The organism is Flavobacterium flavipallidum (assembly GCF_038289905.1).
GTDB classification, from domain to species: domain Bacteria; phylum Bacteroidota; class Bacteroidia; order Flavobacteriales; family Flavobacteriaceae; genus Flavobacterium; species Flavobacterium flavipallidum.
In genome coordinates this window covers 62,035-77,936 of sequence record NZ_JBBYHU010000004.1, presented here as the reverse complement: position 1 = coordinate 77,936, position 15,902 = coordinate 62,035, and the positions used below count along the sequence as shown (strand labels likewise).

The window sequence follows — 15,902 nt, the reverse complement described above, 5'->3', positions numbered from 1 at the left end:
GATTTACACACCCCTAACCCCTCTCAAGAGGGGAATATGTGCAGTTTATGACTTTGTCTGACGAATTGATTTACTATTAAGAGTCTGTTTAAATTCATACGAAAAAAAGAAATTTTGTTTTCCCATTCCGCCTCCGCGGATGGAGAATTTCTTAAAAATTCATCAAAATTACACCCTCTAGGGTTTGGGGAAATTAATTTTGATGAATTTTAAACAGATTCTAAGTGCTTTTACTCCAACAACTCCGGCTTCTCTACTTCCAACTCGTTATACAAGTCCTTCACATCCTGAGAATACTCTTTTTGCAAAACCAGATTAGCATTTTCAGTAGCAACCAAAATCGTATTTTTCATACCTATGAAAGCGGTGAAATTTTGAACACCTATTACCATATTCCCGTTTTCATCCACCGGATGGCCTTTGGACAGTAAATAATCATAAACCGATTCGAAAGATCCTAAATCAGACCATAAAAACTGCGAATGAATTACTTTGATTTTCTTAGAGCGTTCCATCACCGCATAATCGATACTGATTGCAGGAATCTCCTTAGACAACTCTAAGTCTAACCTACCATTCTCGCAGTGATCCCAAACTTTTTTAGATTTTTTATAGATCTTAGGTTGAAAATCCTTTAATTCTTCCAGTAATACTTCAGCTCGAAAGCAAAACATCCCCGAATTCCATAAGAAATTTTTCTTAGCCAAAAATCCTTTGGCAGTAACCAAATTGGGTTTTTCCCTAAAAGACAGTACATTTTCACCCTTAGCTTCAATATAACCGTAGCCTGTTTCTGGTTTAGTAGGTACAATTCCGAAAGTCACGATATTACCTTCTTCTGCTTTTTGAATAGCATCAGCAACAGCAATATCATATAAATCTTTCTTCTCTATAATATGATCCATTGGAGTCACAATCAAAATATCCTCCGGATCAGCAGCAAATGCTGCAAAAGCAATAGCTGCTGCAGTATTACGGGGTGTTGCTTCAACGATATCCAGATAAGGTATATTTTTCTTTTCTAAAATAGCTCTGCTTAAATCACAATTATCGACATTCCCTACCACAATCACCTTATCAACTATATCCTGATTACGATCAACTGTTAATTCAAACAAAGACTTACCATCAAAAATTTCTAAATATTGTTTGGGTCTGCTCTTACGAGACAAAGGCCACAAACGACTTCCTACTCCTCCGGTAAGAATGACGTGTATAATGTTATGTTTTTTTTCCATATTAACTGGTTTCAGTTATCGCTTGTCTATCATCGGTTGTTAAAAATAGAAGCCGATTAAAAACAATTTTTCTATATCTTATTTATTTTCAAGTTTTACACCTCACTAACCCTCCTCCAATGCCATTAAGTTAAGGAAAACACTCCTTATTTTGTCATTACGAAGAATGAGGAATCACACAAGTTGTTCAATTTATATGATTTCTTCCTCTGGTCGAAATGACACAGAATACGCTTAACTTGATACCATTGAACCCTCCTCAAGAAGCGAATTCGCAATGTATTATCGGGACATAATAGTTTCTTTAGAGTAGTTAGGAGTGTGTCCATTTCTTTAAATCACACAAACCTTAAAAAATTTTCTTTTCAAACTTATATTAAACAACAAAACTTAAACAATAGAGTAAATTTATGCTTTATATCCAAACGTATTCCCCTCTTAAGAGGGGTTAGGGGTGTGTTATTCTCAACTACAATCTTCCATCTACAGCTTCTCTCAAAACCCCTTTTACATCATATAAAATACTGCTTTCATTTTGAAGCTTTGAATAATCTAAATTTAAAAATTCTTGATGTGCCACTCCTAAAACAATTGCATCAAACTGATGCTTAAACGTTGGAACTGAAAGACATTCTAAACCATATTCAAGCTTAACTTCTTCTGGATTTGCTAAAGGATCACACAAGGTGATTGCAATTCCATAATCTTGCAAAGCTTTAATTACATCTATAATTTTTGTATTACGAACATCCGGACAATTCTCTTTAAAAGTAATTCCTAACATCAACAAAGAAGCTCCGTTAACCGAAATTCCTTTTTTAATCATTAATTTAACGATTTGAGAAGCCACATATTCCCCCATACTGTCATTCAGGCGCCGTCCTGCTAAAATAATTTCAGGATGATACCCTAATTCCTGCGCTTTTTGAGCCAAATAATAAGGATCTACCCCTATACAATGTCCTCCAACCAATCCTGGTTTAAAAGGCAAAAAATTCCATTTGGTCGCCGCAGCCTCTAAAACAGCCTGAGTATCAATATGCATCAGATTGAATATTTTGGCCAATTCATTCACAAAGGCAATATTAATATCTCGTTGGGAGTTTTCAATAACTTTCGCTGCTTCAGCTACTTTTATTGATGGAGCCAAATGCGTTCCGGCAGTAATTACAGAGCTGTATAAGGCATCTACTTTTTGACCAATTTCTGGAGTTGAACCAGCAGTTACTTTTAGAATTTTATCTACAGTATGTTCTTTATCTCCGGGGTTGATACGCTCAGGAGAGTAACCTGCAAAAAAATCAACATTAAATCGCAATCCCGAAATACGTTCTAAAACCGGCACACACTCGTCCTCAGTCACTCCGGGATAAACTGTAGATTCATAAATGACAATATCCCCTTTTTTTAAAACCTTAGCTACAGTTTCACTGGCTTTGTACAATGGTGTCAAATCAGGACGATTGTTTTTATCTACTGGAGTTGGAACAGTTATGATATAATAATTGCAGTCAGCAATAGCTTCCAATTGATTACTGCAATACAATCCTTTTTGGGTTTGAATTTTATCTTTGGAAATTAAAACCGATTTCAAAACAGATTCCTCTACTTCAAAAGTAGTATCAATTCCAGTATTTAAAGCATCGATTCTCTTTTGATTTATATCAAAACCAACTACTGTATATTGAGTAGCAAATAACCTGGCTAATGGCAAACCTACATAGCCCAAACCAATTACTGCAATCCTGGAATTATAATTCATTGATTTTTATTTATTTATAAAAAACTTAATAAGTTTTCTCCAACGCTTCGCGGTTCCAACCCACATAAAACGAGCCAGAAACCTAATTTTTCGTTCGCAAATATAACTACAATCAAACAAAATAACTGTATGAAAATGCATCTTAATACTTTATTAAAAGACAAAAAAAGAAAAAAAATGTAATCCTCTAACTTTCAACACTCCACAAAATCATTTCTAAAATTAACTTTGACAGTTTTAAAATACAACAGAGAAAAATGGTCCCTATTTTAAAAATCATTTAACAAAAAAAGCGCTTAAATTTTCTAACTCAAAAATTTAAACGCTAAGTAAACTTAAAATCTTACTGTAAATCTTACCACTATGTTTGTTTAAGCTTCATTTTCAATACACAGCCTAATGATTCCAAAACAAGTACGTAATTATTATTACGATTCACTTCTTTTACAACAGCCTCATGAGACTGAAAAGGTCCTGATTCAAGAACAACTTTATCCCCTACTTGCAAAGTCGATACAGAAACTTCATATTGATCAGGCATTTCAAGCCAATTTTTTATAGTAGTAATTTCTTCATCACGAACAACGGCAGGTTTAGCTAACCAAAAAAGATAACGCACAACACCAGAGGACTGAAAAACAAGATTTCTATCGGTCTCATTCAAACGCACAAAAACATAAGAATTAAACAATGGAACTTCTACTTTCTTCTTCCTGTCTGACCATTGCTTTATTTGAGTTACCAATGGACAATAACATTCAATCCCTTTTTGAAGTAATTGTTCGGCTACTTTTTTTTCCCATTTTGGTTTTGTATATAAAACATACCAATTCATCTCAACATTTTTATTAAATTAAGTTAACCAAAAACAGTTTTATATTTTTTTAAAAAGAGCAGCTTTAACTTTTAAAACACAATTCTGAAGAAATTTTCCTCCCTTTAGGGACGGGGAAAGAATATTTCTTTTTTATAAATAAATCGCAACAGCTCCTAAGAGCCTATAGCCTGATAAACAAAACCTATTTTCTCTAATTCAACTGCATTTAATATGTTTCTTCCATCAAATACAAAAGCCGGTTTTTGCATGGCATCATATATTTTTTGCCAATCGTAAGCCACAAACTCATCCCATTCGGTAAGAATGGCAACAGCATGAGCTCCTGAACAGGCTTCGTAAGGATTCTCAAAAGACAAAACACTTTCGGCATTCTCATCTGCATCTCTTGTTTGCAAATAATCTAAGTCAGCCAACACTTTTTTATGAGACACTTTTGGATCATAAACCGCAATCTTTGCATTTTCATTAATCAAATCATCGGCCACATAAATCGCCGCAGACTCTCGGGTATCGTTAGTGTCTTTTTTGAAAGCCCAACCCAGGAAAGTAATTTTTTTGTCTGAAACCGTATTGTAAAGCGTTTTGACAATATTTCCTGAAAATCGTCTTTTTTGATGGTCATTCATAATGATCACCTGCTCCCAATAATCTGCTACTTCATTTAAACCATAGGATTTTGCTATATAGACTAAATTTAAAATATCTTTTTGAAAACAAGACCCTCCAAAACCTACAGAAGCTTTAAGAAATTTAGGTCCAATTCTGCTATCCATTCCGATAGCCCTTGCTACTTCATTTACATCAGCACCTGTTTTTTCACACAGCTCTGACATGGCATTTATCGAAGAAATTCTTTGCGCCAAAAAAGCATTCGCAGTCAATTTTGACAATTCTGAGGACCAAACATTCGTAGTTAAAATTTTATCTTGAGGCACCCAATTTGCATAAACATCAAATAAAGCCTTGATAGCTATTTGCCCCTCTTCATTAGTGTCTCCTCCTATAAGAATTCTATCGGGAGCCAACAAATCCTGCACAGCAGTACCTTCTGCTAAAAACTCCGGATTAGAAAGAATTTGAAATTGCACTCCGTTTCCGGTATTATCTAAAATACTCTTTATTGCCTCAGCAGTTCGCACTGGCAAAGTCGATTTTTCAACTACAATTTTGTTGCTTTTAGAAACTCTTGCAATTTGTCGGGCACATAATTCAATGTATTTCAAATCAGCAGCCATTCCTTTACCTTTTCCATAGGTTTTTGTTGGCGTATTCACCGAAATAAAAATCATATCAGCTGCATCAATAGCTGCATCTACCTCTGTAGAAAAAAACAAATTTCGTCCTCTGGCTTCCTGGACTATCTCGGATAATCCCGGTTCATAAATGGGAATATTATTCACATCTTCATCATTCCAGGCTGCTATTCTTTCTTCATTTAAATCCACCACCGCAACCTGTATTTGTGGACATTTTTGTGCTATTATTGCCATTGTAGGACCTCCAACGTATCCCGCTCCAATGCAACAAATTTTTGTAATTTTCATTTATTTTTTTCTGTTATACGTTATGGGTTATGGGTTATGAGTTATAAGTTTAACAACAACTTCTAACTCCTAACTCATAACTTCTAACTTACTTCTATCTCAAATTATTCCAATACCAATCCACAGCTATCTTTAATCCTTCCTGCAAAGAATATTTAGGGTTATAGCCCAATAATTCTTTTGCCTTGTCAATACTGGCTAAGGAATGCGGAATATCACCTGCTCTGTTAGGACCGTGTACAACCCCCACATTAGCAATTTCAGCATCGTATTGACTTAAATATTCTTTTAGATAACCAACCAAATCATTCAGGGTATTCCTGTCTCCAAATGCTGTATTATAAACCGTATTCACTGCAGTTAGATGATCAGTTGCTATTGCCAATTCATTCATCTGAATCACATTGTCTATATACGTAAAATCACGAGAATAATTCCCATCACCATTAATGGTAATATCCTCATGTTTCATTAACTGCATTACAAATTTTGGAATTACTGCCGCATAAGCTCCATTAGGATCTTGTTTTCTTCCAAAAACATTAAAATAACGCAAACCAATTGTTTCTATTCCGTAAGTTCTACTAAAAATTTCAGCGTATAATTCGTTTACATATTTTGTAATTGCATAAGGCGAAAGTGGTTTTCCTATAACATCCTCTACCTTAGGCAAACCAACAGAATCCCCATAAGTGGATGAACTGGCCGCATATACAAAACGCTTCACTTTAGCCTCCGTAGCTGCTTGCAGCATATTCAAAAATCCCGAAACATTGACATCATTCGTCGTAAGAGGATCTTTTATAGAACGCGGAACCGAACCCAAAGCAGCCTGATGCAGTACATAATCGACTCCTTCAACAGCTTTTTTACAATCCTCCAAATTTCGAATATCTCCTTCAATCAAAGTAAAATCAGGATTAGAAATACAAGCTGTTAAATTATGACGGTGACCAGTAGCAAAATTATCCAGACAAATCACTTTATTTCCTTTGGATAAAAAGTATTCGCATAAATTAGAACCTATAAACCCCGCTCCTCCTGTTATTAAAATGGTATAATTGCTTATTTCTCTCATTTTTTTATTTAAAAATTAGCTACTGAGCATGTTTATTTTTTTTTCAAAAAAATCATTGGCAAAATTATCAAAAAGTAAGTTCGATGAGTAATTTTATTCAACTTTAAACAAAAACGTGATTCTTCCCTAACTCCACCTGTCCTTAACTTCCGCAGTCGAGTGTCAAATGTTTGAAGAATGCGTAAAAAGAAAAGCTGTTTGAGTCCCGACACTTCGGGACGAGTTCTTTTCTTTTAGCATTCGAAAACTAATTTGACCGACGAGGAAGAGCAAGACTTGATTTTTTTGTTTCTTTTTTGATCAAGCAAAAAAGAAAATTTCTTTTTCATACAATTCTAAACACCCCTACGTTTTTCTAATCTTTTTAAGTATTTTTTGGATCAATCCTTTCGGCTTTTCCTCATCATGATAACCATTCGAATATTCTCCATAGCCGTACCCATAGCCATAGCCGTAAGCAGAACCATATTTAGCCTTGTTTTCAAAACCATTCAAAACAATACTCACATTATTCATTTCACCACGTTTCATCCTATTATTCAATAACGGAATCATATCTTTCTTAGTCACATTCTGCCTTATAATATACAAAGTCACATCGGCATATTGACTTAATTCTAAAGAATCTGAAACCAATCCAACTGGAGGTGTATCCAAAATAATATAATCGTATTCCTTTTTCAATTCGGCAATTAAATCTGCCATGGTTTCACTAATAATCAATTCTGAAGGATTAGGAGGCACAGGTCCGGAAAGAATCACGTCCAAATAAGGGATATGAGTAGCATTAGTAATTTCTTTTAGACTTTTCTGTTTAATCAAATAATTAACAACCCCAACATCATTAGATAAATCAAATTCGGCGGCCAATTTAGGTTTTCTCAAATCCAAACCTACAATGACTGTTTTCTTTTCGCTTAAAGCAAAAACGGTCGCAATGTTGATAGAACAAAAAGTTTTTCCTTCTCCACTAATCGACGAAGTGATCATCAAGGTTTTTCCACCTTCTACATGCTGTTTTTTATACAAAAACTGCAAAGAAGAACGAATAGCCCTAAAGGATTCAGATAAAGCCGATTTAGGCTTATCATAAACCGCCAATTCTCCTTTTTCTTTATAAACCCCAATCACTCCAAGCAAAGGGATTTGAGTTTGCTTACTCACATCATCCGCATTTTGAATAGAATTATTTATAAAAAAAAGAATAAAAATGAACACCAATGGAACTGTAAACCCTAGGAAAACAGCCAACACATAATTAACCGATGTTTTAGGACCAATCAAACCACCGCCTACATCTTTAGCAGGATCAATAAAATGGATATCGGATAAATTAGCTGCTTTGACAATATTAGCCTCGCTTCTCTTTTGTAGAAAAGTGCTGTAAATATTATCACTTAAGTCATATTTTCTTTGTATTTTAATCAACTCCTGCTGATCTTCGGGCAATTGCCTTATATTACCCTCAGCCTGATTAATTTTGCTATTGATCATTCCTAAATCAAATTGCAAAGATGATTTTGCGGAAGCAATATTTTCTAACAAAACACTTTTAATAGCCTCCATCTGACTATCAAAATCTCTAAAAATCTTATCGCTTTTTACAGCATAAGCCATTTCTGAACGTTGTGCCGAAAGTGCAATCAGTTTAGAAATATTAGCAACAATATTTGGATCATCAATACCTGCCACTGATGGCGCTGGAAGTTTAGAATAATCAACACTATTTTTCAAATAGGCTTTAAGGGAATTGTAATACGAAATTTTTCTGGCTATAGCATCTTTTTCTACATCATACTGCGAAATCTTTTCGGAAAACTTGGCTCCTCCATCTTCTAAATTGGTAACATTTTTACCTCTCTTAAAAGATTTCAATTCGTCACCAGTAGTTTTTAATTGCGATTCCATGGCAACCAAAGTACTGTCAATAAAATTAATCGTATTAGTAGCAAATCGATTTTTGTTATCCAATTGACTTTTGATAAGCATTTTCACAGTCGAATTGAGGTATTCTACCATTCTGGCTTTGTTAGTTCCCTGCAATCTTAAATTTAAAATGGATGCCCCTTTTTCATCTGAAATTACAGCAATTCCTTTATAACGGGATACCGTGCCATTAAAATCATTAAATCGTACAAAATATTCTTTGCCTTTATACAAACCGGGATTCTCATTTATAAACAATTTCCAATGTAAAAAAGGTAAAGAAACCTGATCTCCTACCCTGTATTTCTTTACAAAATCCCCAACAGGAACAGTTGTAGAACTATACGAATTGTCCTGATAGTTAATCAATGAAGCCGAATCACCCTGAAAAGGAATCTTAATTTGATATTCAGATTCACTCAAAAAAGTAATACTAATAAGACTACCTGCAAGTTGCGGCTTCTCTTTATCAATACTGACATAAAAAGGAACAGCACCATAAGCATCAACCATATTGTACTTTTCCTGAACCAAATAATCAATATAAAACTGTAGTTGATCAACCACTAATTCATTGTGAGATCGAGATTGTAAAGTAGTAGAAATTGTCTGCATTTGATCAGAAACCCCTCCCCAGTTAAAAGTCAAACTAGTATTAGAGGTAAACAAGGGATTACTTTCTTCTTTTACAGAAATCAAAGTTGCCATCTCGTAGATTTTTTCTTTACGAATATTAACCTGATAGGCAATCGTTAAGGCTATTATTAAACTCAGCAAAAACAATTTCCAATAGCTTAAAATTTTAATTAATAAGCCTTTGAAATCAAAACTAACCTGGTTTTCAAAAATGGAAAAGTCTTTTAAATCTAACATTATTTTTAAAGTGCTTTATCTTTTTAATAATAGTAAAACTGTAGTTCCTAGTGATATTAAAGTCAATATAGTCCCTAATGATTCTATACCGGTTTTTCCGGTTCCCCATGTTTTTTGCTTCAAGGGTTTCACATAGATATAATCATTAGGTTGCAAATTATAATAGGGAGAATTAACAACGTTACTGTTAGTTAAATCAATATCATGCATTTCATTTCCTGTTGGAGTTTTTCTAATAATAGTCACTGCTTTTCGGTTGCCTAAAAGGGTAATATCTCCAGAGTTTGCAATAGCTTCCATAATATTCACATGCTCTTGAAACAATGTTTTTGTACCACTACTCCCTACTTCACCTATGATGGTATAACGAAATCCTGCCAGCTTAACTATCACAAAAATGTTTGCCTCTTTTTTAAAATATTCTGCCAACAACTGTTTCTCTATATGCTGCCTGACTTCGTCAAGTGTATAACCTATAACATTTATTTCTCCCAAAATAGGCATACGGATATTACCGTGATCATCAACTGTAAAACCATTAAAGTACAAAGAAGATTCAGACTTTCCTGAAGTCCCCTCATTAGTCGTACTAAAAATCTCAACCAACTTTGGATCATTTGCTTTGATACTAATGCTCAAAACATCATTTATTTGCAATCTATAGGGCTTTGACTGCACAGCTGATATAGTGGTCTCAGCAGTCGTTTCATTTTTATTTTGCAAATACACCAAGTCCCGTGTTGAAATACAAGAAGTTAACAACACACTAATCATTAGCAATAAACCAAAAAGATATTTCCCCATTTTATTCTTTTAGACAACAAATATAGCTTTTCATTCACGATATAAAAAGCCTCATGACACTTAACCAACTAATTATTTTTTATCGCTTTTTCAAAAGGCAAACGCTGCAAAATACTTCTCCCTAAAGTCACTTCGTCAGCATATTCTAATTCGTCTCCCACAGCAATTCCACGGGCAATAGTAGAAATAACAATCCCTGAATCGGCTATTTGTTTATAAATATAAAAATTGGTCGTATCTCCCTCCATCGTGGAGCTCAACGCAAAAATAACCTCACTCAACTTCCCTGATTTTACTTTTTCAACTAAACTGGCAATCTTCAGTTGACTAGGACCCACGCCGTCAATAGGCGAAATTTTCCCTCCCAAAACATGATAAATACCTTTAAACTGCCCAGTATTTTCAATTGCCATCACATCCCGAATATCTTCAACCACACATACAATCTGATGATTTCTGTTAGGATTACTACAAATTTCACAAATCGCAGTATCCGAAATATTATGACAGCTTTCGCAAAACTTTATATCCTCACGCATTGCAACCAATGCCTGCGTCAAAAAACTGGTTTGTTCTTTGGGTTGTTTCAACAAATGCAACACGAGACGCAAAGCCGTTCTTTTTCCAATACCGGGCAATTGCGAAATTTCATTGACTGCTTTTTCTAATAATTTCGAAGAAAATTCCATAGTTGCAAATGTAACAATTTGTTTATTGATATAATTGATTATTCGAAAATGCCTTTATTATTGACTAAAATCATCAAAAACGTAAGTTCGAGATATAATTTTCGTTTAAAAAAACAATACAAAATGACGCTGATACTTTGTCAATCGCCAATTAAATTGTGTTTTTCTGAGGTTTAAGCTGTCCTTAGCTTCCGCAGTCGAGTGTCAAATGTTTGAAGAATACGTAAAAAGAAAAGCTGTTTGAGCGTAGCGAGTTTCTTTTCTTTTAGTATTCGAAAACTAATTTGACCGACGAGGAAGCGTAAGACTTGAAATCGAAGATTCATGAATACAAAAAACAATAAGAACGCATGAATATTTTTTTGTTTCTTTTTTGATCAAGCAAAAAAGAAAATTAATAAACCATAATTTCACTTTTCTAAATTCACTTAAATTTAATAAAACAATCTAAAAGAGTGTACTTTTCTTGCGCAATTAAATGAAGCAAAAAATATCCAGATTTCTATCGGCACGAGAACCGTTTTTCATCCAACGTTTTTTATTTTAAAATTCGGATACTTTTTAAATTCAAATTTCACAACAGAATTTGTTTCCTAAAAAATCGTAATTTGCTGTTATAAATTCGAAAAAATGACGCCAGCCACAATACTATCTCTCATCGTTATTTATTTTGGAATTCTATTTACAATAGCTCATTTCACTAGTAAAAACAATAGTGGAAACGATGCTTTTTTTAAAGCAAATAAAAATTCCAAATGGTATCTCGTTGCTTTTGGAATGATTGGAACCGCCTTATCCGGAGTCACATTTATTTCTGTTCCTGGTGAAGTAGGCTCGCCAAACGGAGAACAATTCAAATATTTTCAATTTGTATTGGGTAACGCTATTGGTTTCATAATTGTTGCCAAGGTATTACTCCCGCTATATTACCGAATGAACCTCACCTCAATTTACAGCTACATTGAACACCGACTTGGTTTTTATTCCTATAAAACAGCAGCCATCATTTTTTTAATAAGTCGGACTATTGGCTCTGCTTTTAGACTGTATTTAGTGGTTATTGTTTTGCAACGTTTTGTTTTTGATTACTATCAAATTCCTTTTACAATTACAGTTCTTATTTCATTAGCATTAATCTTTGCTTACACCTATCGTGGTGGCCTAAAAACAATCATTATCACCGATACTTTACAAACATTCTTCCTGGTCAGCTCTGTCCTACTAACCATTTATTTTATTTGCCAAAGCTTGAATCTAAACATCTTTCAAGCATACGAGACCGTAAAAAACAGCAATTATTCTAAAACCTTTTTCTTTGACGATTTCCTATCTAATAAATTTCATTTTGTCAAACAAATTCTGGGCGGTATGTTTGTTACCATCGCCATGGTAGGTTTAGACCAGGATTTGATGCAAAAAAACCTAAGTTGTTCCAATATTGGCGAAGCACAAAAAAACATGTTCACTTTTACCGGAATCTTTGTCATCATCAATCTTTTCTTCTTAAGTGTTGGCGCCTTACTTTATATTTACGCTACAAAAAACAACATCGAAATCCCAAAAGATTTAATCACCGGAAACCCCCGAACCGATTTACTTTTTCCCGAAATCGCTTTCCATCACCTGAGCATTATTCCATCGGTAATTTTTTTATTGGGATTAACCGCTGCCACTTTTGCCACAACCGATTCGGCATTAACAGCACTCACAACCTCTTTCTGTGTGGATTTTTTGGGAATGGATAAAACGGAAAATTTGCACAAACCCAATATTATCAGAATCAGACATCTAACTCATCTTTGTTTTTCCTTCTTAATGTTTTTGGTAATTGTATTTTTCAATTCCATCAATGACAGCTCGGTAGTTGGAATGATTTTCAGAGTTGCTTCTTATACTTACGGACCTTTATTAGGTTTATATTGTTTTGGATTATTTTTAAAATCAAAAACTGTAAAAGACAAATACATCCCTTTTGTTTGCATTCTTTCGCCTGCCATTACTTTTTTTATCAGCGAATATTCCAAGGATTTTTTAATGGGTTATGTTTTTGACAACGAAATAATCATTATCAACGGACTGATTACATTTCTTGGTCTTTTATCAATTAGCAAACCAATTACTCAGACCAAGCATTTTTAACCCGAATTAATCATTAGAAGCTTTGAAAAAGCGAACTAATGATTCCATAAGGGTAAACCCCGATTTAGAAAATGTTTCAATGTTTTTTTTTAAAACATTGATTACATTTACTTTATCGATTCAGCATTTTTTAATGCTGAATTTGGGTTTAAATAAAAAACCATTTTACTCAAAGCAAAATGGTTTCAAATTTATTTTTTTAATTCTTTAATATTGATTGGTTGCCAACAACACCAAGGTACAAGCAACTTCAAACTTTATGTTATTCAATTCCAAAAGTTGATACAACTGCGGATTTTCGGTTCCCGGATTAAAGATAACACGCTTTGGTTTGGTTTCAATAATATAATTGTAGTAATCTTTCTGATTCACCGGATTTAAATACAAAGTAACCGTATCAATATTTTTCAATGGAATAGCCTTATTTTGAATTTTTACGCCGGCTACTTCCCCAACTTCATTTCCAATCGCTATCACAGAATGCCCCTTACTTATGAGCGACAAAATTGCCTGATACGCATAGCGAAATGATTTTGTCGAAGCACCTAAAACTAAAGTTTTCTTATTTTTCATTAATTTTCACTTTATTCAAATTACTAAAGTTGTATCTAAACTTTTGGTAAAAATATTTCTGCCATCATGCATCGGGCGCTACCACCTCCGCAACTTTCGATAGTTTGCAAATTGGTATACAACAGCGCTCCAAATTTTTCCAACTGTGTTTTTTGCGCAGCACTTAACGATTCAAAAGCTGCACTACTCATCACAATATATCGTTTATCATGAGCTCCTGAAACTTCCAGCATATTTCCGGCAAAATGTGCTACCTGTTTCTCATTAATCAGAATTAGTTCTTTTCCACTCGCTCTTAAATTATCCAAAACCATTTTACGTTCCTGCTTATCTTCAATCATTTCTGCGCAAATCACAGCAAAACGCTCTCCTACACTCATCATCACATTGGTATGATAAACCAACTCTTTTCTTCCGTCAACCTTATGAAAAGCTTCAAAAATAACCGGAGCACAATCAAAATCTTCACAAAATTCTATAAACAATTCTTCGTTGGCTCTTGGAGATAAAGCACAATATGCTATTGAATTCACTCTATCCAAAACAAGACTTCCTGTTCCCTCCAGAAAAATACCTTCTTCTTCAGCAGAAGTAAAGTCAACGACATTTTCAATTGCAAAACCTTTTTCTTCTAAAACATCTAAAATATCTTCACGACGCTCTGCTCTTCGATTCTCAGCAAACATTGGATACAAAACCACATCACCATTATCATGAAACGAAATCCAGTTATTTGGAAATACACTATCTGGAGTGTCTGTTTCCATTGTATCATCAACCACAATAACATCAACACCTACTCCTTTTAATTTTTCTACCAAAGCATCAAATTCCTGTTGTGCTTTAGCATTTATTGCAGAAGGTAGCATGCCCTTTAATTCTTTTTGGAAATGATTATTTTTTATGGTTTGCTCGTTCAAACGAAAAGCCACCGGACGAATCATTAAAACCGAATTACTTACTTGCTTCATAAATTAAAATACTGTTAATTGCTTTTTACCAAAGATAAAAAAAGCTTCACGGTTAAGTGAAGCTTCTTAGACTTATTGTTACCTAATTATTGAGGTCTTTTAAACTCTCTTAATGGTGAACCAGTATATATTTGTCTTGGTCTTCCGATAGGTTCTTTATTTAAACGCATTTCTTTCCATTGAGCGATCCACCCCGGTAATCTTCCGATAGCAAACATTACAGTAAACATATCTGTTGGAATTCCTAATGCTCTGTAAATGATCCCTGAATAGAAATCTACGTTTGGATATAAATTTCTTGCTTTAAAATACTCATCTTCTAAAGCTGCTGCTTCTAATCTTTTAGCAATATCTAAAATTGGATCATCAACACCTAAAGTACCTAATACTTCGTTAGCTGCTTTTTTGATGATTTTAGCACGTGGATCGAAGTTTTTGTAAACTCTGTGTCCGAATCCCATTAATCTAAATGGATCGTTTTTATCTTTAGCTTTAGCCAAATACTTTTCAGTATCGCCTCCATTTTGATGAATTTCTTCTAACATTTCAAGAACTGCCTGATTAGCACCTCCATGTAAAGGTCCCCATAACGCAGAAACTCCAGCAGAGATAGAAGCAAATAAACCTGCGTGAGAAGAACCTACCATTCTTACAGTTGAAGTAGAACAGTTTTGCTCGTGATCAGCATGTAAAATAAACAATTTATCAAGGGCTTCTGTTACTACAGGACTTAATTTATAAGGTTCTGTAGGCAACTCAAACATTAATTTCATAAAGTTTTCTACATACCCTTTAGTATTATCATAATAATTTAAAGGATATCCCATACTTTTTCTATAAGTCCATGTTGCTATAACTAAGAATTTACCCATTGTTTTACAAACAGCTTGGTACAATTCTTTTTCGTTTTCAACATTCACTGATTTTGGGTTAAAAGCTGTTAAAGCACTTGTCAAAGCAGCTAAAACTCCCATTGGGTGAGCAGTTCTAGGGAATCCGTCAATGATTCCTTTCATCTCCTCGTTTACTAAGCTATGTTTTCTGATATCTTTTTCAAATTGTTCTAATTGAGCAGCTGTAGGTAATTCACCAAAAATTAAAAGATAAGAAACTTCTAAAAAATTAGCCTGATCAGCTAAATCTTCAATTGCGTATCCTCTATAACGTAAAATTCCCAATTCTCCATCTAAGAAAGTAATTTCACTAGTGCAAGAACCTGAATTTTTATAACCTGGATCAATTGTAATTGCCCCTGTTAAATCTCTTAATTTGTTAATATTGATAGCTTCTTCGTTTTCACTTCCTACGAAAATAGGAAATTCATACTTCTTTCCATCAATTTCTAATATTGCTGTTTTTGACATAATAATTTGAAATAAATCTTTACACTTAATAATGTACCAAATCTAAGGATAATAACCCTAATTAAAAAGGGTAAAAAGCAGTGATATTGTTAAATTTCATAAA

At 33.9% G+C, this 15,902-nt stretch carries 12 protein-coding genes; 1 reads left to right on the top strand and 11 read right to left on the bottom strand.

Annotated features, from left to right (window positions below):
• Window positions 1–230 precede the first annotated feature (230 nt).
• From AAEO59_RS03405 to recR, 8 genes are all read right to left on the bottom strand, one after another.
• On the bottom strand, window positions 231–1,238 hold the full coding sequence (locus tag AAEO59_RS03405) for a mannose-1-phosphate guanylyltransferase (RefSeq protein WP_341699334.1): 1,008 nt from the start codon (window positions 1,236–1,238) through the stop codon (window positions 231–233).
• A gap of 469 nt (window positions 1,239–1,707) precedes the next feature.
• Complete coding sequence (locus AAEO59_RS03400) at window positions 1,708–3,000, bottom strand: nucleotide sugar dehydrogenase (RefSeq protein ID WP_341699333.1); 1,293 nt, start codon at window positions 2,998–3,000, stop codon at window positions 1,708–1,710.
• A gap of 361 nt (window positions 3,001–3,361) precedes the next feature.
• On the bottom strand, window positions 3,362–3,835 hold the full coding sequence (locus AAEO59_RS03395) for a UpxY family transcription antiterminator (RefSeq protein WP_341699332.1): 474 nt from the start codon (window positions 3,833–3,835) through the stop codon (window positions 3,362–3,364).
• A gap of 155 nt (window positions 3,836–3,990) precedes the next feature.
• On the bottom strand, window positions 3,991–5,382 hold the full coding sequence (locus AAEO59_RS03390) for a UDP-glucose 6-dehydrogenase (protein ID WP_341699331.1): 1,392 nt from the start codon (window positions 5,380–5,382) through the stop codon (window positions 3,991–3,993).
• A 94-nt stretch (window positions 5,383–5,476) separates the two neighbouring features.
• Window positions 5,477–6,460 carry an SDR family oxidoreductase gene (locus AAEO59_RS03385; RefSeq protein WP_341699330.1) on the bottom strand — a complete coding sequence of 328 codons (984 nt, stop codon included), beginning with the start codon at window positions 6,458–6,460 and terminating at the stop codon, window positions 5,477–5,479.
• 345 nt (window positions 6,461–6,805) lie between these two features.
• Window positions 6,806–9,259, bottom strand: coding sequence for a polysaccharide biosynthesis tyrosine autokinase (locus AAEO59_RS03380; protein WP_341699329.1), 2,454 nt, complete (start codon window positions 9,257–9,259; stop codon window positions 6,806–6,808).
• A gap of 15 nt (window positions 9,260–9,274) precedes the next feature.
• Window positions 9,275–10,063 carry a polysaccharide biosynthesis/export family protein gene (locus AAEO59_RS03375; protein WP_341699328.1) on the bottom strand — a complete coding sequence of 263 codons (789 nt, stop codon included), beginning with the start codon at window positions 10,061–10,063 and terminating at the stop codon, window positions 9,275–9,277.
• A 68-nt stretch (window positions 10,064–10,131) separates the two neighbouring features.
• Window positions 10,132–10,752 carry a recombination mediator RecR gene (gene recR / locus AAEO59_RS03370; protein WP_341699327.1) on the bottom strand — a complete coding sequence of 207 codons (621 nt, stop codon included), beginning with the start codon at window positions 10,750–10,752 and terminating at the stop codon, window positions 10,132–10,134.
• A gap of 630 nt (window positions 10,753–11,382) precedes the next feature.
• On the opposite strand from recR, the gene AAEO59_RS03365 reads away from it, so the two are divergent.
• A complete protein-coding gene (locus AAEO59_RS03365; protein WP_341699326.1) occupies window positions 11,383–12,891 on the top strand; it encodes a sodium:solute symporter in 1,509 nt (502 codons plus the stop codon).
• A gap of 207 nt (window positions 12,892–13,098) precedes the next feature.
• Here AAEO59_RS03365 and AAEO59_RS03360 read toward each other — a convergent pair whose 3' ends face one another.
• The 3 genes from AAEO59_RS03360 to AAEO59_RS03350 form a co-directional block, all read right to left on the bottom strand.
• Window positions 13,099–13,464: a CoA-binding protein gene (locus tag AAEO59_RS03360; RefSeq protein ID WP_341699325.1), complete on the bottom strand. Its 366-nt coding sequence runs from the start codon at window positions 13,462–13,464 to the stop codon at window positions 13,099–13,101.
• Between the two features lie 35 nt (window positions 13,465–13,499).
• The gene (gene ctlX / locus AAEO59_RS03355; RefSeq protein WP_341699324.1) at window positions 13,500–14,435 is read right to left on the bottom strand and encodes a citrulline utilization hydrolase CtlX; all 936 of its coding nucleotides are present in this window, start codon (window positions 14,433–14,435) and stop codon (window positions 13,500–13,502) included.
• Window positions 14,436–14,521: 86 nt separating this feature from the next.
• Complete coding sequence (locus AAEO59_RS03350; RefSeq protein WP_341699323.1) at window positions 14,522–15,799, bottom strand: citrate synthase; 1,278 nt, start codon at window positions 15,797–15,799, stop codon at window positions 14,522–14,524.
• Window positions 15,800–15,902: the final 103 nt, after the last annotated feature.

Excerpts from the sequence above, each read along its gene's own strand:
- AAEO59_RS03405 (WP_341699334.1), bottom strand. The coding sequence starts at position 1,238 with ATGGAAAAAAAACATAACATTATACACGTCATTCTTACCGGAGGAGTA.
- AAEO59_RS03400 (WP_341699333.1), bottom strand. The coding sequence starts at position 3,000 with ATGAATTATAATTCCAGGATTGCAGTAATTGGTTTGGGCTATGTAGGT.
- AAEO59_RS03395 (WP_341699332.1), bottom strand. The coding sequence starts at position 3,835 with ATGAATTGGTATGTTTTATATACAAAACCAAAATGGGAAAAAAAAGTA.
- AAEO59_RS03390 (WP_341699331.1), bottom strand. The coding sequence starts at position 5,382 with ATGAAAATTACAAAAATTTGTTGCATTGGAGCGGGATACGTTGGAGGT.
- AAEO59_RS03385 (WP_341699330.1), bottom strand. The coding sequence starts at position 6,460 with ATGAGAGAAATAAGCAATTATACCATTTTAATAACAGGAGGAGCGGGG.
- AAEO59_RS03380 (WP_341699329.1), bottom strand. The coding sequence starts at position 9,259 with ATGTTAGATTTAAAAGACTTTTCCATTTTTGAAAACCAGGTTAGTTTT.
- AAEO59_RS03375 (WP_341699328.1), bottom strand. The coding sequence starts at position 10,063 with ATGGGGAAATATCTTTTTGGTTTATTGCTAATGATTAGTGTGTTGTTA.
- recR (WP_341699327.1), bottom strand. The coding sequence starts at position 10,752 with ATGGAATTTTCTTCGAAATTATTAGAAAAAGCAGTCAATGAAATTTCG.
- AAEO59_RS03365 (WP_341699326.1), top strand. The coding sequence starts at position 11,383 with ATGACGCCAGCCACAATACTATCTCTCATCGTTATTTATTTTGGAATT.
- AAEO59_RS03360 (WP_341699325.1), bottom strand. The coding sequence starts at position 13,464 with ATGAAAAATAAGAAAACTTTAGTTTTAGGTGCTTCGACAAAATCATTT.
- ctlX (WP_341699324.1), bottom strand. The coding sequence starts at position 14,435 with ATGAAGCAAGTAAGTAATTCGGTTTTAATGATTCGTCCGGTGGCTTTT.
- AAEO59_RS03350 (WP_341699323.1), bottom strand. The coding sequence starts at position 15,799 with ATGTCAAAAACAGCAATATTAGAAATTGATGGAAAGAAGTATGAATTT.